The sequence below is a fragment of the Pseudaminobacter soli (ex Li et al. 2025) genome, assembly GCF_029892515.1.
Lineage (GTDB): Bacteria > Pseudomonadota > Alphaproteobacteria > Rhizobiales > Rhizobiaceae > Pseudaminobacter > Pseudaminobacter soli_A.
This window is the reverse complement of the sequence record NZ_JARXVF010000008.1, coordinates 16,694-40,120: the sequence shown is the minus strand read 5'-3', so window position 1 is coordinate 40,120 and position 23,427 is coordinate 16,694. Positions and strand designations below refer to the sequence as shown.

Below are 23,427 nucleotides of genomic sequence, written 5' to 3'. Positions count from 1 at the left end.
GCCGCCCTTTGCTTTATCTACGGCAGATCAGATCTTGATTCATATCGTGGCGGCAAGCCTTTGAAGAGGCTTGCGTTACCGCGTCATGCGCCCGACAGCTTTGCGGTCAAAACCTTATCGATGCGGCGGCCGTCGAGATCGACCACTTCGAAGCGCCAGCCCTGCGCGTTGACGCTTTCGCCGGTCGCGGGCAGGTGGTGCATGTGCGCGAGTACATAGCCGGCGACGGTCTCGTAGTCGCGGTTTTCGGGCAGGTCGATGTCGAGCAGGTCGGCCATTTCGTCGGCCGGCATGTAGCCCGCCAAAAGCCACGACCCATCCTCGCGCTGCACGGGCGCAAAATCGCTCTCGTCGATGTCGGCGCGGAACACGCCGGTAATCGCTTCTAGGATGTCGGCCGGCGTGACGATGCCTTCGAAATGGCCGTATTCGTCATGCACCAGCGCCATCGGTACGTCGGATTCCTTCAGCGTCGCCAGCACGTCGAGCGCGTCGGCCTGGTCGTGAACGATCGGGGCGGGACGCACATGGTTGGCCGGATCGAAGCCACGCCCCGACAAAATGTTGGCGAGGATTTCGCGCGTCTGCACCACGCCCACCATCGCGTCGATGCTGCCTTCGCCGGCCGGCAGGCGGGAATGAAGCGTCTCGATCAGAAGCTTGCGGATCGACGCTTCGTCGGCGTGCAGGTTGAGCCAGTCCACTTCGGGACGCGGGGTCATCACCGCGCGCACGGCGCGGTCGCCCAGGCGCATGACGCCGGCGATCATGCGGCGCTCGTCGGATTCGATGGTGCCGTGATGCTCGGCCTCGGCGACCAGCATCTTGATCTCCTCGTCGGTGACCTTTTCCTCGCTCTCGCCACGTTGGCCGAGCAGCCACAACACGCTGCGGCCGGAGATGTCGAGCAGCCACACCAGCGGTGCGCCGGCCTTGGCGAGCACGTCCATCATCGGCGCCACGCGCGCCGCGATCTTCTCCGGGTTACGCAGGGCGAGCTGCTTGGGCACCAGCTCACCGACGATGAGTGAGGCATAGGTGATGACGGCCACGACCAGGCCCACGCCGAGCGCGTTGGCGGCACCGCTCGACATGCCATTGTCCATGAGGATCTGGCTCAGACGGTGGCCGAGCGTGGCACCCGAAAACGCACCCGACAGGACGCCCACCAGCGTGATGCCGAACTGCACGGTCGAGAGGAAGCGGCCGGGATTGGAACCGAGTTCCAGGGCGCGGCCAGCACCTCTGACGTCGCGGTCGATCATCGCCTTGAGCCGGGCTGGCCGGGCCGAGACGATTGCGAGTTCAGACATGGCCAAAAGGCCGTTCACGCAGATGAGGACGACGACGATAGCAAGTTCGACGTATAACATCGCCGCTCAATAGCATTGCGGCAGGGCCATCGAAAATAGGGCGCCGCCGATTTTTATAGCGTAGGAGCGGGATGGCGCGCTCGTTTGCACACTGCGCCAGTATGAAGAATGACTGACAGTCGAACGGGGCATGAAGTTACTCGGTTGCGTCCGCCGTGTTTTTCACGTTATGAGTGCGGCCGATTTTCATCAGCTCCGGTTTTTGACTTTGCCCACATAACCGCCGGTCTCCGCAGTTCTACCCGATAGACGCAGCAATGCAGTCGCGTTGCTGATCATTTCGTTCTGCGTTCTTCGAGGTGGCGGTTGAGACCGGTATGGCAGGCTGGACTGCTGCCGGGCATTGCTCGCTCCGGCGTTCGCTCCTCAATCGCCTTCGAATTTCCTGTCACATCGCGCCTCCTCGCGAGGCTTCTCAGCGCCGTCTTGACGAACTTCCCAGCGAGGAAGGCAAGCCGGCATGTCCAGCACTCTCCATGTCCAATGGACCGTTACTTCACTCATCGCGCCGCGCCCGTGGCTCACTTGTGGCCGATGCGGCGGCATCAAACCCTTTCAGAGCAGCGGCAAGGCCAGGCTGAATGCCAATGGCAAGCGCCTCGACGCGTGGCTCATCTACAAATGCAGCGATTGCGAAAACACCTGGAACCGGCCGCTGTTCGAGCGACGGAATGTCCGGGACATCGATCCTCTGCTGCTCGAGGCGCTCCAGGCCAATGATCATCGCCGGATCGAGGCATTAGCCTTCGATCTCGACGGTCTCAGGCGCAGCGCCGGACGCATAGAGGAATTCGCCGAGGCAAAAGTGGCCAGGCAAGTGCTGATCGGAGACCCGGCGGCGTTCCATGGCATTCGGATCGACTTGCGCGTTCCATTGCCATGCTGCCTGCGACTGGACCGGCTGCTGGCTGCCGAACTTGGCGTGTCGCGCACGAAGATCCATGCCCTTCAGGTTGCTGGCAGGCTGAAGCTGCCGCCGAATGGCGACCGCATGCTCCGCCGTCCTGTCCGTGAAGGCATGGTGGTCGAACTGGATGCCGCCTCGGTTAGTGAACGGATGCTCGTTGAGGCCGCCATGAGCTTGGCGGTCGGCTGACGACGACGTCGCCTGTCGGATCGATCACCGGCAGGCGACATAGCCGTTCTTGCGCGGCTTGATGTCGAAGTGGAAATGATTGCGGTGGTCGTAGTTGTAGCCGGGGCCGAGCACGGTGGTGAAGTAGTCGCAGCCGTCGGCCCGCACCGTGTTGAGAAAACCCTTTTCGCGGAAGGCAAACCAGCCTGGCTTGCGCACGTCGATGTCCTTGCCGCTGGTCAGCTCGATGCGCATGACGTCGAGCGCGTTGCCTCTCGAGTGCTCGGACGGGACGGTCGTGCGCGCAATGCGCCGGCACGAATAGCTCGAACCCTGGTGGATGGTCCTGACGCCGGACCAGTAGCGCCAGCGCGCGGCCGGCACCAGCTCGTTGCGGGTCCAACGCGAGAAGGTCGCGGCCATGCGGCAGCTGAGCGTCGCGGCCGGCTTCATCTGCACGCTGCCTATCGCCGAGACGAGAACCGGATAGTCGATGCGGCAGGCGCCGCCGTCGTTGATCGGCGCCAGATTGCGGAAAGTCACGCCCAGACGCTTGAGATCGTTGCGGCAGGCAATTTCGTCGGCCGTCATTGCCGCGCCGGGCGCCATCGGCGTGTTCATGCGCGGATAGCCGACCATCATCGGGTTGGAGGGAACGAGCGTCTGCATGCCTGTCGGCCTCACGGCAGCCGGCGGAATGATCGCGGCGACTTGCGTCTGCGGCTCGGCCGGCTCCAGCGAAGGCTGGCTGGCTTGGGCGGGCCCCTCGGTCTCGTAATCCTCGAACGAGCCGCCGATCGATGCCGGTGGCTCCATCGGAGCGAGCGCTGTTCCCATCGATTCCGGGGCAGCTTCGGTAGCTATGTATGCCGGTACCGGCTGCATGACCCTTGGCGCAAGGGCCGATGTCTGCATGCCGACGTCAACCTCAGGACGCAACACGCCCTCGGTGCTGCACGAGGTGACGATCGCCGCAATCAGCGCCGCACCACCGATGGCGGATGCGCGTGCGATGCCAAATCGCCGTGTCATCGCTCGCGCGGCATGAGGTTTCTGGGCCATTCGCGGCTTCCTATCCTGAAGTCGGCAGGATAGGCGGCGAGGGTAAATGAAAGGTCAGCGCCGCGGTTTACGCCTGTGGCGCGAATGCGGCTTTCCGTTGGAAGTTTACTCGCAGTACGTGCCGCCATGCTTGCGCGGGGCGAGGTCGAAATGCAGGTGCCGGGCATGGTCGGCGTCACTGCCCGGCCCCAGAACCGTCTTGAACGGACCGCAAGCGCCTTTGCGAATATCGGCGAGGAATTTTGCGGCCTTCTCGTCCGGAGCGGGCGCGACATCGATTTCGGTGCCTTTCGAAAGGCTGAAATGACCGATGTCGATCGCATTGCCGAAGGCATGTTCGGATAGCTTGTCAGTGCCGTGGCGCGGGCGGCAGACATAGGCGGAGACCTGCGACACCGATTTCAGCTCTTCGCCATAGGTGCGCCTTGCGGCCGGTGCGATGACATCTGCCGCAAAGCGCGCCGCAGCCTCGGCCAAATTGCAATTCATCAGCGCGTCGGGTGTGAGGTCGACGCTTTTGCCGAGCGTCTTCACGTCGATCGGATAAGGCAGGGCGCAGCCGGACGCACTGCTTTCAGGCGGGCGTTCCTCGAATCGGACGCCAAGTGCATTCAGCCTTGCCCGGCACGCCGCTTCGTCTGCCGGCATGGTGGCTGAGCGTGGTGCGTTTGAACGCGGGTCCGGCAACTCGGCCTTGCCAGGCTCTCGGGGTTTGCCCTCCGTGCCGGACCTTGACGGATTTTTCTCGGGCAAGGGTGCCTTGTCGGGAGTGACCGGCTCTCCGCTATTATGCGGTGCGGTTGTCTTGCCTGCCTTGCCTTTGTCGGCGTCCGGGCGCGGTTCGGGAACTGGCGTGCCGCCAAGTTTTTCGGGCGGAATATTGCCTGCGGGCGGCGAGAATACTCTTGGCACAGGAATTTTTGGCGGCAGTATCGGCGGCTGAGCTTTCGCTGCGTTGGCGCAAAGAAAGGTCGCCGCGATCAACGCGGGCAGTAATGTCGTAAGAATACCTTGCGATAAACTCGTCATCGGCACAACAACGGTGAAGTCGCCGTGCCGGTTGCCGCATGTAGATCACGAAGGGTGACGTGCTGTCATGCGCCGATAGCTTCGAGGCCTTCTTCGAGCCAGTCGCCCAGCATGGGCATGCCGAGCAGATATTTGGCGGTGCGCTTGTTGCCGCGCTGGCGCGCTTCGGTCACCGCCTCTTGCCATTCCGAGGCGTCGTAATCGCCACGGCCGACCCAGACCAACGCGACGAGTTCGGCAGCCTCGTCGACGTTCAGGTCGTCGATGAGCTCGCAGAGTTCCTCTTCGGTGAGGTTTTCGGCTTCTTCCTCGGCAAGTCCGTCATGGGCGTGGCTTTCATGCGCTTCGCCGTCGATCTCAACTTCATGCTCGCCGCCGTCGAAATAGTCGTCATTGACGGCCGCGCTGATCGCCTTCGCCTTTTCGATGAAGAGGCGAACGGTGTCGGGACCGATGGTTAGATCCCATTCCCTATCGGACTTTGGCTCCACCGGCTTTGTCCTTGCCCCGCTCTGGGGATGATAGCGGATTTGCAGACAACGTCACGCACGATGTTGGACAAGGCAGGCAAATGGCGAATTGAGGTCGGTTGACAGCAGGGGAGGATTTCCTGAAATGGCGCGTCTCCCCCAAAAAGGCTTGCTCCATGTCCTTCCTGCTGTCGCCCAAGATTGCGCCGGTCCTGATGCTGATCGCCTCGAACGTCTTCATGACGTTCGCCTGGTATGGGCATCTCAAATTCAAGAGCGCGCCGCTTTACATGGCCGTGATCGTGAGCTGGATGATTGCCTTCCTGGAATATTGGCTTGCGGTGCCAGCCAATCGGATCGGCAGCCAGACCTATTCGGCGGCCGAGCTGAAGACCATTCAGGAGGTCGTCACGCTGACGGTCTTTGCAGTGTTTTCCGTGTTCTATCTGAAGGAAGCGCTGACCTGGAACCATGCGCTCGGCTTTGCGCTGATCGCAGGCGGTGCGGCCCTGATCTTCAGGGCCTGACACTTTCCTTGCGACGGGTCAGGCCGTTTCCGAGGCGCGGTCCCTGAGCAGCAACGCCGGCAGCACTTCGACGCCAAGGATCGCGGCGAAGATCAGGCTGCAGCCGAGGAAGCCGCTGGCGGGCAGCCGCTCACCCAGGATCAGCGCCCCGAACAGGGCGGCAAACAGCGCTTCCGACGACAGGAAGATCGCCGCTTGCGGCGCGGTGGTGTAGCGCTGGCCGATCACCTGCAGGGTGAAGGCGATGCCGCCGGAGAAGATGCCGGCATAGACGATTTCGGGCGCAGCGATGCGGATCGCGGCCAAGTCGATCGGCTCGTGGATCAAGGCGATGGTCAGTCCGGTGACGGCAGAGATTGCAAACTGTGTCACCGCCAGCGTGATCGGCCGGCCGGTGCTGGACGCAGCACGCGCGATGAAGATGACCTGCATGGCGCAGAAAGCGGCGGCCAGAACGGTCAGCCAGTCGCCCACGGTCAGCCGCTCGATCGCACCGCCCGAAAGGAACCAGATGCCTGCAAAGGCAGTCAGGGCCGCGGGCCAGACGATCGGGTGCGGCCAGTTGCGGAAGAGGATGACCGCGAACAGCGGCGTCATCACCACATAGAGGCCTGTGAGGAAGCCCGAATTGGTGACGGTGGTGGAAAGCAGGCCGATCTGCTGGAAGACGATGGCACCCAACATCATCAGCCCGACCCAGACAAAGGCGAGCCGGTTGCGCATGCTCAGCTTCTGCTTGGCGCGGCGCCCCTCCCATATCGCAAAAGGCAGCACCACCAACGTCGCCAGCGCGAAACGCAGACCGATGAACAGGAAAGGCCCGACCGAGCCCATGGCGGAGGACTGGGCGACGAAGCCCATGCCCCACATGGCACCGGCAAGCAACAGAAGTAGATTGGCCTGAATACGGGTCATTTATGATGGTCGGCTGTCTGGAGAAGATTGGGCGCTTGTCATAGCATCGCGGCGCGTGGCGACAAGGGCCACGGGTGGCAACAGCAGGGCCACACGGCATTGAGGGGAAATTTCGCATGCGTTTGCTTCTGGTCACAGCACTGCTTTGCTTTTGCGGGCTGTCGGCCGCATCGGCCGGCTCCTACAAGCAGATCAAGGATTTCGACGTTTCCTGCTCGGTGGCCCTGACCTGCCGGATCCAGACGTCGGCGAAGTCGCCCGCGCAGCCGGCGGCCAACGCCTTCACGCTTTCGCGCAAGGCCGGGCCAGAAACGCCGCTGGATGTACTGGTGGCCGCGCCCGAACCCCTGGCAGCCGGCAGCGACATTGGATTCGTCGCCGATGGCAAGGAGGTGCTTGTGCTTCCGCTTGCCAAGGCCAGCCGCAACGATGAAACCGGCGAATACGGCTTTGCCGGCGGCGCAGAGACGATGAAGCTGCTCGATGCACTGCGCAATGCAAGCAAGCTGGAGATCACCTACAAATCGGGCGCCGGCGAAGGGCGCTCCACTTTCTCGCTTTCGGGGCTGGTTGGCGCGCTCATGTTCACCGACGAGGCGCAGGGGCGGCTGAAGGCCAAGGATGCGCTGCAGGTGACGGGCGAGGGCACCAGCCCGACAATCGACGTACGTGAGATCTCGTCGATGGCTGACGTTCCCGAAGCGATCCGTGGCCGGTTCAAGGATAGTGGCAGCTGCAGCTTCTATGACGAAAGCCAATTCGGCGATGGCGGGTTTGACGCTGCCGTGGGAGAAGATTTGCGCCTGCTGGCGCTGCCTTGCGGTGATCCGGGTGCCTACAATCAGCCCTTCGCGGTCTTCATCGACCGGGGCGGCGAGATCGATCGACTGGCGCTGCCCGACATGTCTGACGAGGGGCCGACGACTGTCTGGCAGGCCTGGAACATCGACTGGGACCAGTCCGCGAAGGTGATGACGGCCTTCTTCAAGGGGCGCGGCCTTGGCGATTGCGGCAGCTGGAACAAGTGGAAGCTGCGCACCGAGGGCGACGGCCCGGCCTTCGTGCTTCTGGAAGCGCGTAGCAAGGGTGAGTGCGACGGCGAATATGGCGGCGGGCCGGAAAAATGGCCGGCGCTCTGGCCGCTGCACGCCAAATAGGCACGCTGTTGGCTATTGCGCGCGCGACAGGCGGATGATCTGGCCGTTCTCTTCGTCGGTCAGTAGCCAGATCGAGCCGTCAGGCGCCTCCCGCACGTCGCGGATACGGCCGAAGGCGCCCTTGAACATGCGCTCCTCGCCGGTGATCTTGCCTTGTTCGTCGCGGGTCAGGCGGGCGATCAGCTCGAATTTCAGCGCACCCACCAAAAGATCGTTCTTCCATTCGGGGAACATGGCGCCCTCGTAGATGGCTAGGCCGGATGCGCGATGGAGGGGTCCCAATAGTATAGCGGCTGCTCGTAGCCTGGGGCGGCCGTGCCGATGCCGATCTTGGTGCCGTCATAGTTGAGGCCGTAGGAGATAATCGGCCAGCCATAGTTCTTGCCGGCTTCGGGGCGGTTGACCTCGTCGCCACCCATCGGGCCATGCTCCGTCGTGATCAGCCCCTTGGTGTGCGGGTCGTAGGCCGCGCCCTGTATATTGCGGTGCCCCTTGGACCACAGCGCCGGCAGGCCGTTCTTGCCGTCGGCATAGGGATTGTCCGGCGGGATCGATCCGTCGGGTTCGACGCGCAGCACTGCACCGGCGCTGTCATGCTTGTCCTGCGCCCGCATGCCCTCGCCACGATCGCCGATTGTGATGAACAATGTACCGTCCGGCGCGAACACCAGCCGCGAGCCGAACTGGAGCGGTGAAGAGGTCTTTTTCTTCATCGAATAGATGATCTTCACGTCCTCAAGCCGCGCATTGTCGCCGTCGCGCGCAAGTTTCGCCCGAGCAGCGGCGGTGCCGGAACTGCTGCCCTTCCCAGGCTCGGCGAAGGTGAAGAAGATCAGATTGTCGGTTGAAAAGTTCGGCGACACGGCGACATCGAGCAGGCCGCCGTGGCCGTGCACGGCGATTTTCGGCAGCCCTGCGATCGGCTTGGACAGCTTGCCGTCCGAAAAGATGCGCATGCGTCCGGGACGTTCGGTGACGATGACGTCGCCGCCGGGCAGGAAGGCGAGCCCCCATGGGTGTTCGAGTCCGCTGGCCAGGACGTCGGCCCGGACCTTGACCTTTTTCGTGTTGAAGAATCGCGGCGCTGCGGCCGCAGCGATCAGGCCGCCGCAGAGGAGCAGAACCGCAAAAACCCAGGCAAACGACTTTGTCGGGCGCATGCAATCGGACATAAGCGAGGTGCGGCGAGAGGCAAGGCTTCTTCCCAATGCTGCGAACCCCGCCGTTGCGCGGTTTTTTCGCCGCATTCTTTTTTGACGTGAAAAATCCGGGAAGATTGCTATATTGGGTGAGAGTTAAATCTGACGGTTCCCGCAGCCGAGGCTGCTGGACCGTTTTCTTTTTGTGCCTGCCCGGGTCTTTTCAGAAGGAATTTGGACAGGGGGGCGTTTTGAGGAAAGGCAGACTATCATGAACAAGGTCCCCATGACCGCCGCCGGATTCGAAACGCTTAAGGAAGAACTGCGGTGGCGCCAGCAGGATGAGCGCCCGCGCATCATCGAGGCGATTTCCGAGGCGCGCGCCCATGGCGACCTTTCCGAAAATGCCGAGTACCATGCCGCCAAGGAGGCGCAGAGCCTGAATGAAGGCCGCGTCCATGAGCTCGAGGACCTGGTCGCGCGCGCCGAGGTGATCGACATCTCCAAGCTCTCGGGCGACAAGATCAAGTTCGGCGCCACCGTCAAGCTCGTCGACGAGGAGACGGAAGAAGAGAAGATCTACCAGATCGTCGGCGACCAGGAAGCGGACGTGAAGTCCGGCCGCATCTCGATCTCCTCGCCCATTGCGCGCGCCCTGATCGGCAAGGAAGTCGGCGAGACGATTGAAGTCAACGCGCCCGGTGGTCCGCGCGGCTATGAAGTGGTCGAGGTCCAGTTCATTTGAGACAGCAGGCAATGGCAGACCGCGACGGGATCGCGACGCACCGCGCCGCGGCCACGCGTTCGGCCGCGCCCGACATGGCGCAGGTCGAGGTGATTGCGCCGCACATCAAGCGGCGCCTTTCGGGTGTTACCAGCACAGTCATCCAACTCGTGCCCATCCAGGCGCGAAGCCTTGGCATAACGACGATCGGCCCGGGCCTGCCCGACCATCTGCCCAAGATGCGTTGGTGGCAGGTGTTTTCCCTGCTTAAGCGTCCGCGTTCCGGCCGCAAGCGCATCTGGCATGCCAGGCGCAATATCGAGATGCTGGCCGGCCTGGTACTCAAATCGATCTTCCGGGCGCCGCTCTCGCTGGTCTTCACCTCGGCGGGGCAGCGCGACCATACGCGCTGGACTAAGTTCCTGATCCGCCAGATGGATGCGGTGATTGCCACCAGCAGCAAGGCAGCCGCCTATCTCAAGGTGCCCAGCACGGTGGTGATGCATGGCGTCGACACCGACAGGTTCACGCCGCCCAAGGACAAGGCCGCGGCGCTGAAGGCGCTCGGCCTCGATCCGGCGCAAAACTATGTCGGCTGCTTTGGCCGCGTCCGTCACCAGAAGGGGGTCGACCTTTTCGTCGATGCCATGATCGAACTTCTGCCGAGCCGGCCAGGCTGGTCGGCGGTGATTTCCGGGCGCACGACCGTTCAGCATGCCGAGTTCGAGCAGAAGCTGAAGGATCAGGCAGCGGCAGTGGGCCTTGCCGATCGCATTCTGTTCGTCGGCGAGGTTCCGGACATCACGCCCTGGTTCGGGGCGATGTCGCTCTACATCGCGCCGCAGCGCTGGGAGGGTTTTGGCCTGACCCCGCTCGAGGCCATGTCGAGCGGCGTGCCGGTCGTGGCGACCGATGTCGGCGCCTTTTCCGAACTGATCGTGGAAGGGGTGACAGGTAATGTCGTTGCCCGCGAAGACCTTCCGGCAATTATCGCGGCCGCCGGCCGCCTGATGGACGACGATGCCGCCCGCAAGGCTGCCGCCGATGCTGCTCTTCACCACGCGCGCACGGCGTTTCCGCTGCGGCGCGAGGCCGACGGCATTCGCCAGGTCTATGACAAGGTTTGGGCCGGGCAGGGCTGATCGAAGATGGCCAAGCCGAAGCTGCCGGACTGGTTGGTCGTTGCCCGAGCCAACAACTACGGGCTGACCAAGGATGCCCAGATCCTGATCGCCGCCATGCGTGAGGCCGGCCTGGGCGCGGAGTTCTCGCCCAGGAAGCGCTGGCGTCTCCTCGACCTTGTGCTGGGACGAAAGGCGGCGCGGCGGGTGCTGCAGCTGGAGCGTGCGTCTAGGCGCTGGCTGTCGGCGGGAACCGAAAGCTGGGTGATGCCCAATCAGGAGCGCTATCCGCTTCGCCACGTCGCCCGCCTCAGGCGGATGACCGGCGTTTTTGCGAAAACGCGGCATGCCGAGCGCATTTTCTCCGACCTCGGCGTGCGAACTGTCCATGTCGGCTTCACCTCGGAGGACCGGCTTGACCCGGCGGTGGACAAGAACTGGAACAAATACCTCCATCTCGCCGGTGGCAGCACGCTGAAGGGCACCGAGGATGTGCTTGCGCTCTGGGCCAAGCATCCCGAATGGCCGGAACTGGTCCTTGTCCAGAAGGCCGATAACGCGCCGAAACAGGTGCCAGCCAATGTGCGCCTGCTGTCGGGTTACATCGACGACGCCGAATTGAAACGGCTGCAGAACGAATGCGGCATCCATCTCTGTCCCTCCCGGGCGGAGGGGTGGGGCCATCATATCGTGGAGGCGCTTTCGACCGGTGCCTGTGTCGTGGCCACCGATGCCCCGCCGATGAACGAGTTCGTGACCGCCGCAAATGGATTTCCGGTGCGCTACGCGCGACAGCAAGCGCGGCATCTGGGGCAATGTTACTTCGTCGACAGGGATGCGCTGGAGGCCGCTATTGCGTCGATCCTCGTAATGCCGGATAAAGACAAGCGCAGTGTCGGGCGCGCGGCACGTGCCTCCTTCGAGACAATAGACAGGAATTTCAGGGATCGGGCCCGGGAGGTTTTTCCCGTGCCGACCGGTAGGGGATAGGGCGTGGCCGAGGAAGTCTTCGTCGGCAACGGTCCTCGCGCGTGAGGTCAAGCGCGCATTCTACCAGATTTCGGTGCGCGTTCTGTCGATGGCGGTGGCATAGCCCCGGCTTTCCGAGCTTATTCCGCCGGCACGTTGTCGAGGCCGAGGCGCCAGAGTTTGGCTTCAGTCATGAACACATAGCCGGCAAACGATACCGCAAACACGAAGCCTGGCGTCCGGCACAGGAAATAGCGCTGCATGAAATAGAACTTGAAAAACTGAGCCAGCGGCTTGAACGCGATCTTGAACACGTTGGAGGTCTTGCCCCGCTGGTGGCTTTGGATGGCCTTCAGCCGCGAATAGCTGTTCAGCTTGCTGAAATCCTCCTGCAGGGACAGGTTGCGATAATGCAGTAGCCGGCCGCGCTTGAGCTGGCGAACTTCGCCCTCGACGATCAGCGATTCATGAACCAGCAGGGTGAGGTCGAAGCGTGCCCCCTTGCGAACCAGGCGGCAGTGGTACTTTGCATGCACGCTGTCCGGTGGGTAGCCGTAGCCGGGAAGATAGTCCGGCCGCCGCATCGAATAGGCGGCCACCTCGGACCTTTCTAGGTCGAGCGCCAGAAGTTCCGTGCGCAGGTCGTCATCCAGTCGTTCGTCGCTGTCGATGTTGAGGCACCAGGTCGAGGTGCACTGATCGAGCGCGAATTGCTTCTGTCGCGGAAAGCCTGGCCAGTCATTATGGATCAGCCGGATCGGCAGGCCCCGTTCGCGATACCCCTCAATCAATTCCAGGGTGCCGTCCGTGGACCCGGAATCGACGATCACGATCTCTTCGCAGATGTCCAGACTTTCAAGACAGGGACCAAGGGTCGACGCCTCATTCTTGCAGATGATGAAGGCAGAGATCGGCACGGTTTTGCGCATCATGCTTTCGTCCAATGGTCGCGGTGAACTGGATCTTCGAGAAACGACTTTATGCGGCTTTACAGAAGGCGGCGAGGATGGTCCAGGTCGCACAAGAAGGGATGACCTGGGCACCTTCTGATGGCGATCTATCGAGTTCGCCCTGAGGAATGGGTGATGGCAAGATCCAACTCAAAATTCCGGTAGAAAAAATGGCGGCATGAAATTATTGGTTGTAGAGCAGGGTTTACGGTGAAGCGAATCTGGTATGTCGAAAAACAATCTTATGGGCCGTGAATACTGGCTTGATATCAGTAATTATCATCATGCGTGGGCAAACAGAGCGCGCTTTGCCGCGCGCAAGATTCCACACCTGTGGGTGTGTGATATTGGGTGTGGGCGCCAAGATTTATCACAGTATCTTTCACCTAGTGCCGTCTATCTTCCATCTGATATTAAGGCATGGGACGATGGGGTGGAACTTTGCGATTTAAATGAGAAAATATTGCCTAAGCGGTATCTTGCGATTGCTGACGTGGCGGTACTATTGGGTGTTGTGGAGAGAATATACGATCTACCAAGTTTGTTCTGCGAACTTTCACGGTCTGTTGAATATCTTGTAGTTTCCTATCACCCCATCGAGAGGCGGCCAGATAATCCCTGCTTAACCGTTTGGCATCACCAATACTCAACGCTCGAGTTCACAAGCGTTTTGGCGGACGCCGGATTTGGCGATATTAAGACGCGGCTATTTCAAGAGCAGACAATCTGGTATGCGCGCAGCAACCTTTTCTCGGACGAACAGCGCTCTGTGCGGGCCGCTAGCCGTCTCACCTATGCCGGCGCCCGCCCCAACTGGCGCCTGCGTTTGAAGCGAGCATTTGGCCTGTAATGGTTGATTGCATTGACAGGAAGGCATTAATGCCAACACTAATGGTGGATTACGGTGGTGCTAAGAGCTTATGTCCTTACGGTCGATTCGGTGGACGGGGCTCGCCGCAGCAGTATAGCTCGCGAACTTTCAAGCGCCGCCTTACCGTGGCAGTTCGTTGAAGGATACGCGAGAGGTGAGCCGGCCATCCGCGAACTCTATTCGCCGATGAAAAATCTACTCCTCAGCAAGCGCCCGCTTGCTGATGTTGAGGTGGCTGTCTATGCCGGCCACCGTAAGATCTGGCAGAAAATTGCTGAAGGCGATTGCGAACTGGGCCTCGTGATCGAAGATGACGCCCGGATTGTTGATATTCAGGCTTTCGTTCGCGCCCTCGCTGATCTGCAGGGTGCGAATGAGAAATGGGATGTCGTGAAATTCTTTGACTTCAAGCCAAAGCGTGTTGTTAGCCGGCTGCGTATCGGAGCGACCCAGCTTGTCGGTCACAAATTTATTGCCTCGGGAGCGGTGGCCTATTTGCTGTCACGCGATGCAGCCCGAAAGCTCTTGTCACGCAAAAGAGTTTATCGGGCAGTCGACGAGGATTTCTCCCATCCATGGGAGTTCGGCTTACGCATCTGGTCAGCGTCACCGAACCCAATCGATGAGGCCAGCAATCTACTCGGCGGCTCCCTTCTCGCCGAAGATCGCGACACCCTGTTTCGCAAGAAAAACCTGTTGAGGTCTCTGTACGGCGAGTTGCTGCAGGCGCGTAAGCAGCTATATGCCGCTGCGTATCACCGTTCACTGGCAGAGTAATGACCGCGATTAAGCTATATTGGTGGCGCGAGGCGTCTGGGGAGCGCAATTTTGGTGATGATCTCTCCCCGATCCTTGTCGAGCGACTATCGGGACGTGGGGTTGAGTTCGCTGCGCCTGATGGCTGTGACCTCGTAGCGATCGGGAGCCTCCTGGGATCGGTTACCAAGATGACCCGGGAACGAATTAAACGCCGGCCATTTTACCGCGCACGCGTTTGGGGCACGGGCTCCTTTGGCGATATAGCCCGCGGTTATCACCATCTAAAATATCTATCCGTGCGGGGGCCTCGGACGCGAGACGCATTGCAGCTTTCAAAACAGATTCCCCTCGGTGACCCTGCATTACTGCTTGCAGAGCTCGTCGATCGGCCGGCGAAGGCTCACCGGTGGGGCATCATCCCTCATGTCGCTCATCGACAAGATCCTGCAATTCTCGAGCTTGGAAAACAGCCCGGAACTCACATCATCGATCTTGGAATGGCTGACCCACTCCAGGCGGCCCGAGAGATAGCGGCGTGCGATTTCGTGATCTCATCCAGCCTGCACGGCCTAATTACGGCGGACGCATTCGGCGTACCAAGCGTCTGGACCAGTCCAGGAAATTCTCTTTATGGTGGTGTTTGGAAGTTCTACGACTATTTTGAAAGCGTTGGCCGTCTAGAAACGCCCGTCAGCCCTACTGTCTGCCTTCAATCACTCGAAACCAATGCATCTGCCGCATCAGCCCAAATAGTGGCCTCGCTCTGTAAAGGCTTAAGGCGCAGCTTCCCCTATAAGTGAGAGCCAACGGATGAAGTGTTATCTCATCAATCTGGATCGCTCGCCACAACGGCTCGAGCACATGACCACCGCTTTCGGCGCGATCGGCATTGATTTTGTGCGGGTACCTGCAACAGATGGGAGCCTATTGTCCGCCAGAGAAGTAAAGGAGATAACTGGTCCGAAATCCGATGAGATGCCTTGGACGCATCAGGAGGTTGGCGTCGCGATCAGCCAACGCAGGTGCTGGCAGATGATCGCCGAAGGCGATGATGAATACGGAGCGGTATTCGAAGACGACGTGTTTTTCTCAGATGACGCTGCCAAATATCTGTTCAATTACGATTGGATTCGAGCTGACATCGATGTTCTTAAGCTTGAAACGGTTGGAACCAAAGTTTCCGTCAGCTTTCTGGGAACTGCCGCAGGTTCGAGGCGCGTTCATCGTCTGTATTCTAATCACTGGGGCGCCGGTGCATATGTTCTCTCAAGGCGCCTTGCGAGGAAGTTAGTCTCTCGATCCGAGATATTTACCGACCAACCGGACGTTGTACTCTTTCGCCAGCCTGGCGACATATCAGCTTTTCAGTTGATCCCTGCAATTTGTATACAGGACCTGGTTCTCAATGGCCATCTGCCCGATACCAAATTGAGCAGCACTTTGGAGGATGAAAGGGTACCGTTGCGCAAGAAGAATCCGCGCAAGCCGCGTGGATGGAAGAAGCTACGTCGAGAATTGACCCGCCCCTTTGAGCAACTAACTTCATTTGCAACTGATGCTGCACAACCTCTCTTTGGAAAGAGAACGCTCAGGGTCCCCTACAGATAGGGTACGATCCTCTTGCCGAATAGTCATAGTGGCGTCGGACTCGAGATGCCAAACCCCACTTAGATTGGACCTATCCTATCGCCACCAATCCCTCGTCCTTCACCTGCCGAATGGTCAGCGCGGTGCGCACCGTGTCCACATTCGGTGCAGAGGCGAGGTCCTCGATCACAAAGTTCTGGAAGCTGGTCAGGTCGCTCGCCACGCAATGCAGCATGAAGTCGGAATCGCCCGACACCATCCAGGCCTGCCGCACGATCGGCCACAGCCGCGTGCGGTCGGCGAAGGCTTTCAGTTCCGCTTCGGCATGGTGGTGCAGCCCCACTAGGCAGAAGGCCACCACGTCCATGCCCAGCGCGGGCGCATTGAGCAGTGCCCGGTAGCCGCGGATGATGCCGGTGTCTTCCAGCCGCTTCACCCGCCGCAGGCAGGGGGGCGCGGAGATGCCGACGCGCCGTGACAATTCGACATTGGTCATGCGCCCTTCGTTCTGCAACTCGTGCAGAATCTTCCAGTCAATCGCATCGAGGTCGGCCTTGAGCGGCATGATTGTCTTTCTGGTTCGGGTGGCGCAAGAATCTGTCGCGATGGCGTAATTAAACTATAGACCCGTCTCCGTCAGGCCGGTTGGACTATTTTTTTCGAGGTGTGGCATTCGCTCCACGCGCTGCGGCATATATCCACAACCTAAAGCTTTCCGGGGACTGCTGTTTTCGGTGCCTTGCTGGTGCCGCACGCAGCACCTAGATTAGCGCGACATATCGATTTCGCATCGCATGCGCCGTCCCAAGCTCACGAAGGCTCTTTCATGACGACCAAACACGCGCCTGTTCTCATCATCGGTTCCGGTCCGGCCGGCTACACCGCAGCCATCTATGCTGCGCGCGCCATGCTGAAACCGGTGCTCGTCGCCGGGCTGGAGCAGGGTGGCCAGCTGATGATCACCACCGATGTCGAGAACTATCCCGGCTTCGCCGACCCGATCCAGGGGCCGTGGCTGATGGGCGAGATGCTCAAGCAGGCCGAGCATGTCGGCACCGAGATCATCAACGACGTCATCACCGAGGTCGATCTCGACGTGCGGCCGTTCCGGGCCAAGGGCGATTCAGGCACGGAATACACCGCCGACGCACTGATCATTGCCACCGGCGCCAAGGCCAAGTGGCTCGGCATCCCGAGCGAGCAGACCTATATGGGCTTCGGCGTCTCGGCCTGCGCTACCTGCGACGGTTTCTTCTATCGCGGCAAGGATGTCGCGGTGGTCGGCGGGGGCAATTCGGCTGTGGAAGAGGCGCTCTACCTCTCCAATCTCGCGCGCAGCGTCACCGTCATTCATCGTCGCAGCGAGTTCCGCGCCGAGCGCATTCTGCGCGAACGGCTGGCGCAGAAGGAAAATATCAAGGTCATCTGGAACACGGTGGTGGACGAGATCTGCGGCCAGCCCGGTAAGGTACCGCTGCCGCCGTCGGTCAACGGCCTCAAGTTGCGCAACGTCGTCACTGGTGCGGAGTCGCAGCTGCCGATCGACGGTGTGTTCGTGGCGATCGGTCATGCACCGGCGGTGGAACTGTTCGTCGGCAAGCTGAAGCAGAAGCCGAATGGCTATCTCTGGACCGCGCCCGACTCGACCCGTACCGACGTGCCCGGCGTATTTGCCGCCGGCGACGTCACCGACGACATCTATCGTCAGGCTGTGACGGCGGCCGGTCTCGGCTGCATGGCCGCGCTGGAGGCCGAAAAGTATCTGGCCGGCGTCGAAGTGCACCGCGAAGCGGCAGAATAATCAACAACAAGCTGGCGCGGCGGCCGGTGTAACGAGGGGAACATGGCACTCGACTGGGACAAGCTACGCGTGTTTCACGCCGCGGCGGAAGCGGGATCGTTTACGCATGCGGCCGAGACTTTGCGCCTGTCGCAATCGGCTATCTCGCGCCAGGTGAGCGCGCTGGAGCACGATGTCGGGGTGCCGCTGTTCCATCGCCATGCGCGCGGGCTGGTGCTGACCGAGCAGGGCGAGATGCTGTTCCGCACGGCGCACGACGTGCTGATGAAGCTCGAGTCGATCAAGACGCGGCTGAGCGAAACCAAGGACCGGCCGTCCGGCGTCTTGCGTGTCACCACCACCGTCGGCCTCGGCGCCGGCTGGCTGACCGAGCGGGTGCAGGAGTTCCTAGAGCTCTATCCGGAAATCAATCTCCAGCTCATTCTCGCCAACGAAGAGCTGGACCTCACGATGCGCCAGGCCGACTGCGCATTGCGGCTGCGCCAGCCGCAGCAGCCGGACCTGATCCAGCGCCGGCTGTTCACCGTGCATTTCCATCTCTACGCCTCGCCGTCCTACATCAACAGGCACGGCAAGCCGTCGACCATGGCCGATCTCAAGAACCATCGCATCGTCACCTTCGGCGTGCCGGTGCCGGCGCATCTCAGCGAGCTGAACTGGCTTGAGACGGTGGGCGATTTCGAGAACGGCCAGCGCATTGCCAATCTCCAGATCAACGACATCCTGTCGATCAAACGCGCGGTTCAGACCGGCGCGGGTATCGCCATGCTGCCCGACTATGTGGTGAGCAAGGATTCCGGGCTCGTGCAGATTCTGGACGAAACCGAGGTGCCGTCCTTCGACACCTATTTCTGCTATCCCGATGCGATGAAGAACCAGGCGAAGCTGCAGGTGTTCCGCGACTTCGTCATCGCCAAGGCGCGCAACTGGTCCTACTGAGCGCCGCCGCCTGAGGCGTCAGTGTTCATCGCTGAGCGCGTCTGCGCTGCTCGCAGTCGGCCAGCCAGCGCTTGTTCTTTTCTTAAGCTAAGTTCGATATCTCGGCCTCGTGCCCGTTTTCGCGTCAATGCAAAGAGCGGCCGCGATTGCGAATCCGCAAAGAGGGGTCGCGTGCCTGGGCCCTGTGTGGCATTTTTTTGAAAGGCCCGGTGAATCCTGGTTGGAAACGCCCTCTGGACCTAATTGATGGGCCAGAATTTGGACCACAGCCTGCGTCATTTTGCATGGGAGCCTTGCAAGGAATTTGCTTGTTTCTTGGGCAGGGCTAGCCCATATAACAGCCATCTCCTGGGCGCGTTCCTCCTCCCATTAGCGCCCTAGAGTGTTCCCCTCTGGAGGTTTAGCCTTAATCGGCACTTCCAATCAAACTCAGCCGGGTCATTTTGATCCGGCTTTTTTTGTGCCTGAATGGCGCTGCTGCGGCGTGCCTTCCAGCAATTCGTTTCCGCGAGCAGGGCATGTCGATGGCGTCTCTGAGGGGCCCAATCGAGAGAGGTGGGAGTTGCCCATCGGCTCGTCTTTCGGATGCGATATTCGCAGCGATGAGCCGACGTAACGGTGACATGTAACCTTTTGTAACGTGCGCGGCAGGGCGGTGCTTTGATACGCAAAGCAAGGACGCGGCGTTGAATCGCTGGAAGATGGGGGCATCGACCAGCGGTTCGGGCTCAGGCAAGTCGCCGCGTCCGACCGAAATTGCGGTTGGCACGGCAATGCTCGGTACAGCGATATGCGGCGGACCTGACGTGCTTTTCCTCCCCCCATCCAGGGTAAGCACGGTCCGCAAAAGGACGGTGTCCGGTCCCTGCCGGACACCGTCTTTTTGTTTGAGACCTTTCTAGGCTCGCGGGAGGCGCGACCTCCTCATGCTGCCTTGCCGTTGGCATTCATCGCGTCGTCGGCGAGGCGTCCGGTCAGTTCGGCCATGTGATCGAAGGTGGCGCGGTAGTTGGCGACACCCGCCGTTGCCGAGCGCAACTCGATGATAAGATTGCCGATCTCGGCCTGCGGCATGGTCGCCTCGACCACATCCCAGCCTGGCCAGCCAGGCCGTGGGTTGTAGCCCAAAATCTGGCCGCGGCGCTGCGGCACGATGCCGGTGATGCGCGCGGTGGCATCCGACGGGGTGAAGATCTCGACCTTCATGATCGGCTCGAGAAGCACCGGCGAGCATGCGCTCATGCCCTCCTTCATCGCGAGCTTCGCCGCCATCTGGAAGGCCATGTCGGAGGAGTCGACCGAATGATACGAGCCGTCCGACAGGTTCACCGCAATGTCGACGACCGGGAAGCCGAGCGGGCCCGATTTCAGAAAGTCGCGTACGCCGGTCTCTACGGACTGGATATAGGTCTTCGGCACCACGCCGCCGGTGATCGTGTCGCTGAACTCGAAGCCGGCCCCGCGGGGCAGGGGCTTTATGTCGAGCACCACGTCGCCGAACTGGCCATGCCCGCCCGACTGCTTCTTGTGCCGGCCGCGCTGCTGGACGCTCTTGCGAATGGTCTCGCGGTAGGGAACCGCCGGCGGGCGGGACTCGACCGGGATCTGGTTCTTGCCTTCGAGCCGTTCGACCGTCACGCGCAGATGCATCTCGCCATGGCCCGAAACAACCGTTTCGCTCGAATCCTGCTGGTGGCGAACTGAGAGCGACGGATCTTCCTCGGACAGCCGCTGGACGGCGGCCGACATCCGCACATCGTCCTTGCGTTCCTTCGGCCGCACCGAGAAGGCAAAGACCGGCTGCAACGGCTCAAACGCGACGAGCGGCGCCAGGCCCGCCTTGGCGGAGGTCAGCGTCTGGCCGGTGCGCACATCGTCCAGCTTGCCGAGTGCCACGGTGTCGCCGGCTGCGGCCGATGCCAGCTTGGTCTGGTCCCTGCCGAACAGACGGTAGAGGCCGGATACCTTGGCGGTGGCGCCGCCGGGGAGGAACAGTTCGGCGCCATCGGCGACCGTGCCGGAAAGGATGCGGCCCACCGACAGCTTGCCGCCATGGGCGGTGTGGATCGTCTTCATCACCTGTACGACCGTCTGGCCGTTGCTCGGCACACCGAGCCGCGTCCTGGTCGCCTCGACATCGGGCGCGTCGTGGCGGATCGTCTTCAGGAGCCGCAGCACGCCATTGCTCTTCTCGGCGGAGCCGATCAGCACAGGCGTGATCGCGCCTTGGCGCAGATCGGCGGAGAGGTCGTCGAAGACGGCGTCGCGCGGCGGTTCGATTTCTTCGAGCAGCTGCTCCATCAGCTGGTCGTCATGGTCGGCGAGCGTTTCCAGCATGGAAAAGCGCGCCTCGATCTCGCGCGCCTTCTCGTCGCCTGGGATTTCGGCGATCTCGCTTTCGGCGTGCTCGCGGTAGATGTAGGCGCGCTCCAGTGCCAGGTCGATCGACCCGACGATGACGTCGCCCTTGCGCATCGGTATCTGGCGCAGCAGAAGCGGCGTGCTGCTCGTCGGCTGCAGCAGCTTCAGCGTGTCGCGCACGCCCGCCTCGGTCTTTTCGATCTTGTTGAGGAACAGCACGCGCGGGACGCCGAAATCGTCCAGCTTGCGCATGATGAGCTGCAGGGCAGGGATCTTCTTCTCGTCGGCCTCGGCCACGACGACCGCAAGATCGCAGGCCGCCAGCACAGGCTCGGTCTCGAAGGCGAACTCGATCGAGCCGGGGCAATCGACGAAGGTGATGCTTTCGCCCATGAATTCGGTGGTGGCGAAGGTGGCTTCCACGCTCATGGCGTGTGCCCGTGCCTCGGACGAGTAGTCGGAAACGGTGTTTCCGGATTCTATCGGGTTCTGGCGTGGTATGGCGCCCGTGCGGGCGAGAATGGCTTCAAGAAGGGTACTCTTGCCGCTTGCAAAGGGACCGACGATGGCTATGCATTTCGGTCCCGTGCGTCTTCCTCCTGCGCGATTTCCCATTGAGACGACCTCCTCCTGATGTGTGAACACCGAGGCGGCGGCCGGCCTCCTCCGGCCGTCGCACGACAGGGCCGGTTCGCCCTGCCGTAACGTCATCGTCACACGGGTGGAAGCGCAGGGCAAGTGGAATGCGACTACGGGCTGTAACAATGGCTCGGGGCGGCGCGAGCGGGCGTTCCGGAGCTTTGCAACAGCCCTGCGAAGATCGCGTCATTTGCGGCATCCGATGTCGCATGCGGCTCCGTGAGGCTGCCGTTGCGGCAGCCAATATCCGCTGCGACGGGAACAACGACGACAACAGTCGACCCATCAAGGAGGAGAAACCTAGCATGTCCAATGAACTCGAATTTTTGAGCCATGAGGTCGCGCGCGGGCGCCTGTCGCGCCGCGACTTTCTCGGCCGCGCCGCAGCCCTTGGCGTGACCGCGGCGTTTGCCAACACGCTGATCGGCAGCGCTGCCCGCGCCGCCGGACCGGTGAAGGGCGGTATCCTGAAGGCCGGCATGGTGGGCGGCGAGTCCACCAACAGCCTCGATCCCGGCAGCTGGGCGAGCCAGGTGCCTTACACGCTCGGCCGCTGCTGGGGCGAACAGCTTCTGGAAGTCTCGCCGACCGGCCAGATCGAGCCGCGCATCGCCGAGGAATATGACGCTTCGGCCGACGCCAAGACCTGGACCTTCAAGATCCGCAAGGGCGTGACCTTCCACAACGGCAAGGAACTGACTCCCGCCGACGTGGTGGCGACGTTGGAGCGCCATGCGGACGAGAATTCCAAATCCGCCGCGCTGCCCTTCGTCAGCGGCTTCGAGAGCGTGAAGGTCGATGGCGGAAATGTCGTTATCGTGCTGAAGGAGCCGAATGCCGACTTGCCTTACGTCGTCGGCGACTATCACCTGATGATCCAGCCCAACGGCGGCAAGGACGATCCGACCGCCGGCATCGGTACCGGGCCCTACAAGGTCGTCTCCAACGAGCCGGGCGTGCGCCATGTCGGCGAGCGCTTCAAGGATTATTGGGCGCCGGAAGCTCGCGGCCATGCCGACCAGATCGAGATCGTGGTGATCAACGATTCCACCGCGCGCATGTCGGCCCTGCAGGGCGGGCAGGTGCACATGATCAACCGCATCGAGCCCAAGATCATCGAGATGCTGAAGCGCGTGCCGGGTGTCACCATCCGCAACGTGCCGGGCAAGGGGCACTATGTCTTCATCGCCCACTGCAACACCGCGCCCTTCGACAACAACGATCTCAGGCTGGCGCTGAAATATGCGGTGGACCGCGAGGAGATGGTGCAGAAGATCCTTGGCGGCTACGGCTCGGTCGGCAACGACATGCCGGTGACGGCGGCCTATGCGCTGTTCTCGGACGATATCGAGCAGCGCAAATACGATCCCGACAAGGCAAAGTTCCACTTCAAGAAGTCGGGGCATGACGGCTCGGTCCTGCTGCGCACTTCGGACGTGGCGTTCCCCGGTGCGGTCGATGCCGCCCAGCTCTATCAGCAGCAGGCGGCCAAGGCCGGCATCAACATCGAGGTGAAGCGCGAGCCCGGCGACGGCTATTGGTCGGAAGTGTGGAACAAGCAGCCCTTCTCCATGTCCTACTGGACGGGGCGGCCGACGCAGGACCAGGTCTACTCGATCGCCTATCTGTCGAATGCCGAGTGGAACGACACCCGCTTCCTCCGTCCGGATTTCGACAAGCTGATCTTCGCCGCCCGCGCCGAACTCGACCAGGCCAAGCGAAAGGAGATCTATCGCCAGGCTGGCGTGATGCTGCGCGACGAGGGTGGCGTGATCATCCCGATGTTCAACAACTATGTCGACGCCACCAGCGCCAAGGTCGGCGGCTGGATCGACGATCCGAACGGCGAGCTGATGGGCAGTCACGCGCTGACCAAGTGCTGGCTCGAGGCCTGATCATCCGGGGCCGGCGGCATCGGTCGCCGGCCACCTTTTGGGGCACACAAAAAACCCGGCGTTT

General features: G+C 61.6%; 21 protein-coding genes and 1 pseudogene. 13 read left to right on the top strand and 9 right to left on the bottom strand.

All coding sequences use genetic code 11. The annotated features are described in order from the left end of the window. Window positions 1–83: 83 nt before the first annotated feature. Complete coding sequence (locus M2281_RS24615; protein ID WP_280823846.1) at window positions 84–1,373, bottom strand: hemolysin family protein; 1,290 nt, start codon at window positions 1,371–1,373, stop codon at window positions 84–86. 460 nt (window positions 1,374–1,833) lie between these two features. Here M2281_RS24615 and M2281_RS24610 point away from each other — a divergent pair, with 460 nt between their 5' ends. Continuing rightward, entirely contained in the window at window positions 1,834–2,469 is a 636-nt protein-coding gene (locus M2281_RS24610; RefSeq protein ID WP_280823845.1) for a DUF1062 domain-containing protein, read from the top strand. A gap of 24 nt (window positions 2,470–2,493) precedes the next feature. Here M2281_RS24610 and M2281_RS24605 read toward each other — a convergent pair whose 3' ends face one another. The 3 genes from M2281_RS24605 to M2281_RS24595 all read right to left on the bottom strand — a co-directional run bounded on the left by M2281_RS24605 (window position 2,494) and on the right by M2281_RS24595 (window position 5,030). Continuing rightward, window positions 2,494–3,510 carry an extensin family protein gene (locus M2281_RS24605; protein WP_280823844.1) on the bottom strand — a complete coding sequence of 339 codons (1,017 nt, stop codon included), beginning with the start codon at window positions 3,508–3,510 and terminating at the stop codon, window positions 2,494–2,496. 105 nt (window positions 3,511–3,615) lie between these two features. Continuing rightward, window positions 3,616–4,158 carry an extensin family protein gene (locus M2281_RS24600; protein ID WP_280823843.1) on the bottom strand — a complete coding sequence of 181 codons (543 nt, stop codon included), beginning with the start codon at window positions 4,156–4,158 and terminating at the stop codon, window positions 3,616–3,618. A 446-nt stretch (window positions 4,159–4,604) separates the two neighbouring features. Then, window positions 4,605–5,030 (bottom strand): DUF3775 domain-containing protein, encoded by a 426-nt coding sequence (locus M2281_RS24595; protein WP_280823842.1) that lies wholly within the window; start codon window positions 5,028–5,030, stop codon window positions 4,605–4,607. A 155-nt stretch (window positions 5,031–5,185) separates the two neighbouring features. Here M2281_RS24595 and M2281_RS24590 point away from each other — a divergent pair, with 155 nt between their 5' ends. Next, entirely contained in the window at window positions 5,186–5,536 is a 351-nt protein-coding gene (locus M2281_RS24590) for a DMT family protein (protein ID WP_280823841.1), read from the top strand. A gap of 18 nt (window positions 5,537–5,554) precedes the next feature. Here the strand turns inward: M2281_RS24590 and M2281_RS24585 are convergent, their stop codons facing one another. Further along, window positions 5,555–6,451: a DMT family transporter gene (locus tag M2281_RS24585; RefSeq protein WP_280823840.1), complete on the bottom strand. Its 897-nt coding sequence runs from the start codon at window positions 6,449–6,451 to the stop codon at window positions 5,555–5,557. Between the two features lie 116 nt (window positions 6,452–6,567). Here M2281_RS24585 and M2281_RS24580 point away from each other — a divergent pair, with 116 nt between their 5' ends. Next, entirely contained in the window at window positions 6,568–7,608 is a 1,041-nt protein-coding gene (locus M2281_RS24580; protein ID WP_280823839.1) for a DUF1176 domain-containing protein, read from the top strand. 12 nt (window positions 7,609–7,620) lie between these two features. On the opposite strand, the pseudogene M2281_RS24575 reads toward M2281_RS24580, so the two are convergent. Then, window positions 7,621–8,768, bottom strand: a pseudogene (locus tag M2281_RS24575) (PQQ-dependent sugar dehydrogenase). 250 nt (window positions 8,769–9,018) lie between these two features. Between M2281_RS24575 and greA the strand changes: the two are divergent. From greA to M2281_RS24560, 3 genes are read left to right on the top strand one after another with little or no spacing between them, the layout of a single operon-like run. Next, window positions 9,019–9,492, top strand: coding sequence for a transcription elongation factor GreA (gene greA / locus M2281_RS24570; protein ID WP_280823838.1), 474 nt, complete (start codon window positions 9,019–9,021; stop codon window positions 9,490–9,492). Window positions 9,493–9,503: 11 nt separating this feature from the next. Continuing rightward, entirely contained in the window at window positions 9,504–10,613 is a 1,110-nt protein-coding gene (locus M2281_RS24565; RefSeq protein WP_280823837.1) for a glycosyltransferase family 4 protein, read from the top strand. A gap of 6 nt (window positions 10,614–10,619) precedes the next feature. Further along, entirely contained in the window at window positions 10,620–11,582 is a 963-nt protein-coding gene (locus M2281_RS24560) for a glycosyltransferase (protein ID WP_280823836.1), read from the top strand. A gap of 119 nt (window positions 11,583–11,701) precedes the next feature. Here M2281_RS24560 and M2281_RS24555 read toward each other — a convergent pair whose 3' ends face one another. Continuing rightward, window positions 11,702–12,493 (bottom strand): glycosyltransferase family 2 protein, encoded by a 792-nt coding sequence (locus M2281_RS24555; protein ID WP_280823835.1) that lies wholly within the window; start codon window positions 12,491–12,493, stop codon window positions 11,702–11,704. 244 nt (window positions 12,494–12,737) lie between these two features. On the opposite strand from M2281_RS24555, the gene M2281_RS24550 reads away from it, so the two are divergent. Genes M2281_RS24550 through M2281_RS24535 form a run of 4 tightly spaced genes read left to right on the top strand, consistent with a single transcriptional unit; the run spans window position 12,738 to window position 15,749 of the window. Beyond that, a complete protein-coding gene (locus tag M2281_RS24550) occupies window positions 12,738–13,361 on the top strand; it encodes a hypothetical protein (protein WP_280823834.1) in 624 nt (207 codons plus the stop codon). Window positions 13,362–13,418: 57 nt separating this feature from the next. Continuing rightward, a complete protein-coding gene (locus tag M2281_RS24545; protein WP_280823833.1) occupies window positions 13,419–14,159 on the top strand; it encodes a glycosyltransferase family 25 protein in 741 nt (246 codons plus the stop codon). Beyond that, window positions 14,159–14,941 carry a polysaccharide pyruvyl transferase family protein gene (locus tag M2281_RS24540; RefSeq protein WP_342394299.1) on the top strand — a complete coding sequence of 261 codons (783 nt, stop codon included), beginning with the start codon at window positions 14,159–14,161 and terminating at the stop codon, window positions 14,939–14,941. The genes M2281_RS24545 and M2281_RS24540 overlap by 1 nt, the downstream gene beginning before the upstream one ends. Window positions 14,942–14,951: 10 nt before the next feature. Beyond that, complete coding sequence (locus M2281_RS24535; RefSeq protein WP_280823831.1) at window positions 14,952–15,749, top strand: glycosyltransferase family 25 protein; 798 nt, start codon at window positions 14,952–14,954, stop codon at window positions 15,747–15,749. 70 nt (window positions 15,750–15,819) lie between these two features. On the opposite strand, the gene M2281_RS24530 is transcribed toward M2281_RS24535, so the two are convergent. Beyond that, window positions 15,820–16,293, bottom strand: coding sequence for an Lrp/AsnC family transcriptional regulator (locus M2281_RS24530; RefSeq protein WP_280823830.1), 474 nt, complete (start codon window positions 16,291–16,293; stop codon window positions 15,820–15,822). A 261-nt stretch (window positions 16,294–16,554) separates the two neighbouring features. On the opposite strand from M2281_RS24530, the gene trxB reads away from it, so the two are divergent. Then, the gene (trxB, locus tag M2281_RS24525) at window positions 16,555–17,529 is read left to right on the top strand and encodes a thioredoxin-disulfide reductase (protein WP_280823829.1); all 975 of its coding nucleotides are present in this window, start codon (window positions 16,555–16,557) and stop codon (window positions 17,527–17,529) included. A 42-nt stretch (window positions 17,530–17,571) separates the two neighbouring features. Continuing rightward, window positions 17,572–18,468, top strand: coding sequence for a LysR family transcriptional regulator (locus tag M2281_RS24520; protein ID WP_280823828.1), 897 nt, complete (start codon window positions 17,572–17,574; stop codon window positions 18,466–18,468). A gap of 924 nt (window positions 18,469–19,392) precedes the next feature. On the opposite strand, the gene M2281_RS24515 is transcribed toward M2281_RS24520, so the two are convergent. Beyond that, entirely contained in the window at window positions 19,393–21,444 is a 2,052-nt protein-coding gene (locus tag M2281_RS24515) for an elongation factor G (protein ID WP_280823827.1), read from the bottom strand. Window positions 21,445–21,773: 329 nt separating this feature from the next. Here M2281_RS24515 and M2281_RS24510 point away from each other — a divergent pair, with 329 nt between their 5' ends. Beyond that, window positions 21,774–23,363, top strand: a complete 1,590-nt coding sequence (locus M2281_RS24510) for an ABC transporter substrate-binding protein (RefSeq protein ID WP_280823826.1) — start codon at window positions 21,774–21,776, stop codon at window positions 23,361–23,363. Window positions 23,364–23,427: the final 64 nt, after the last annotated feature.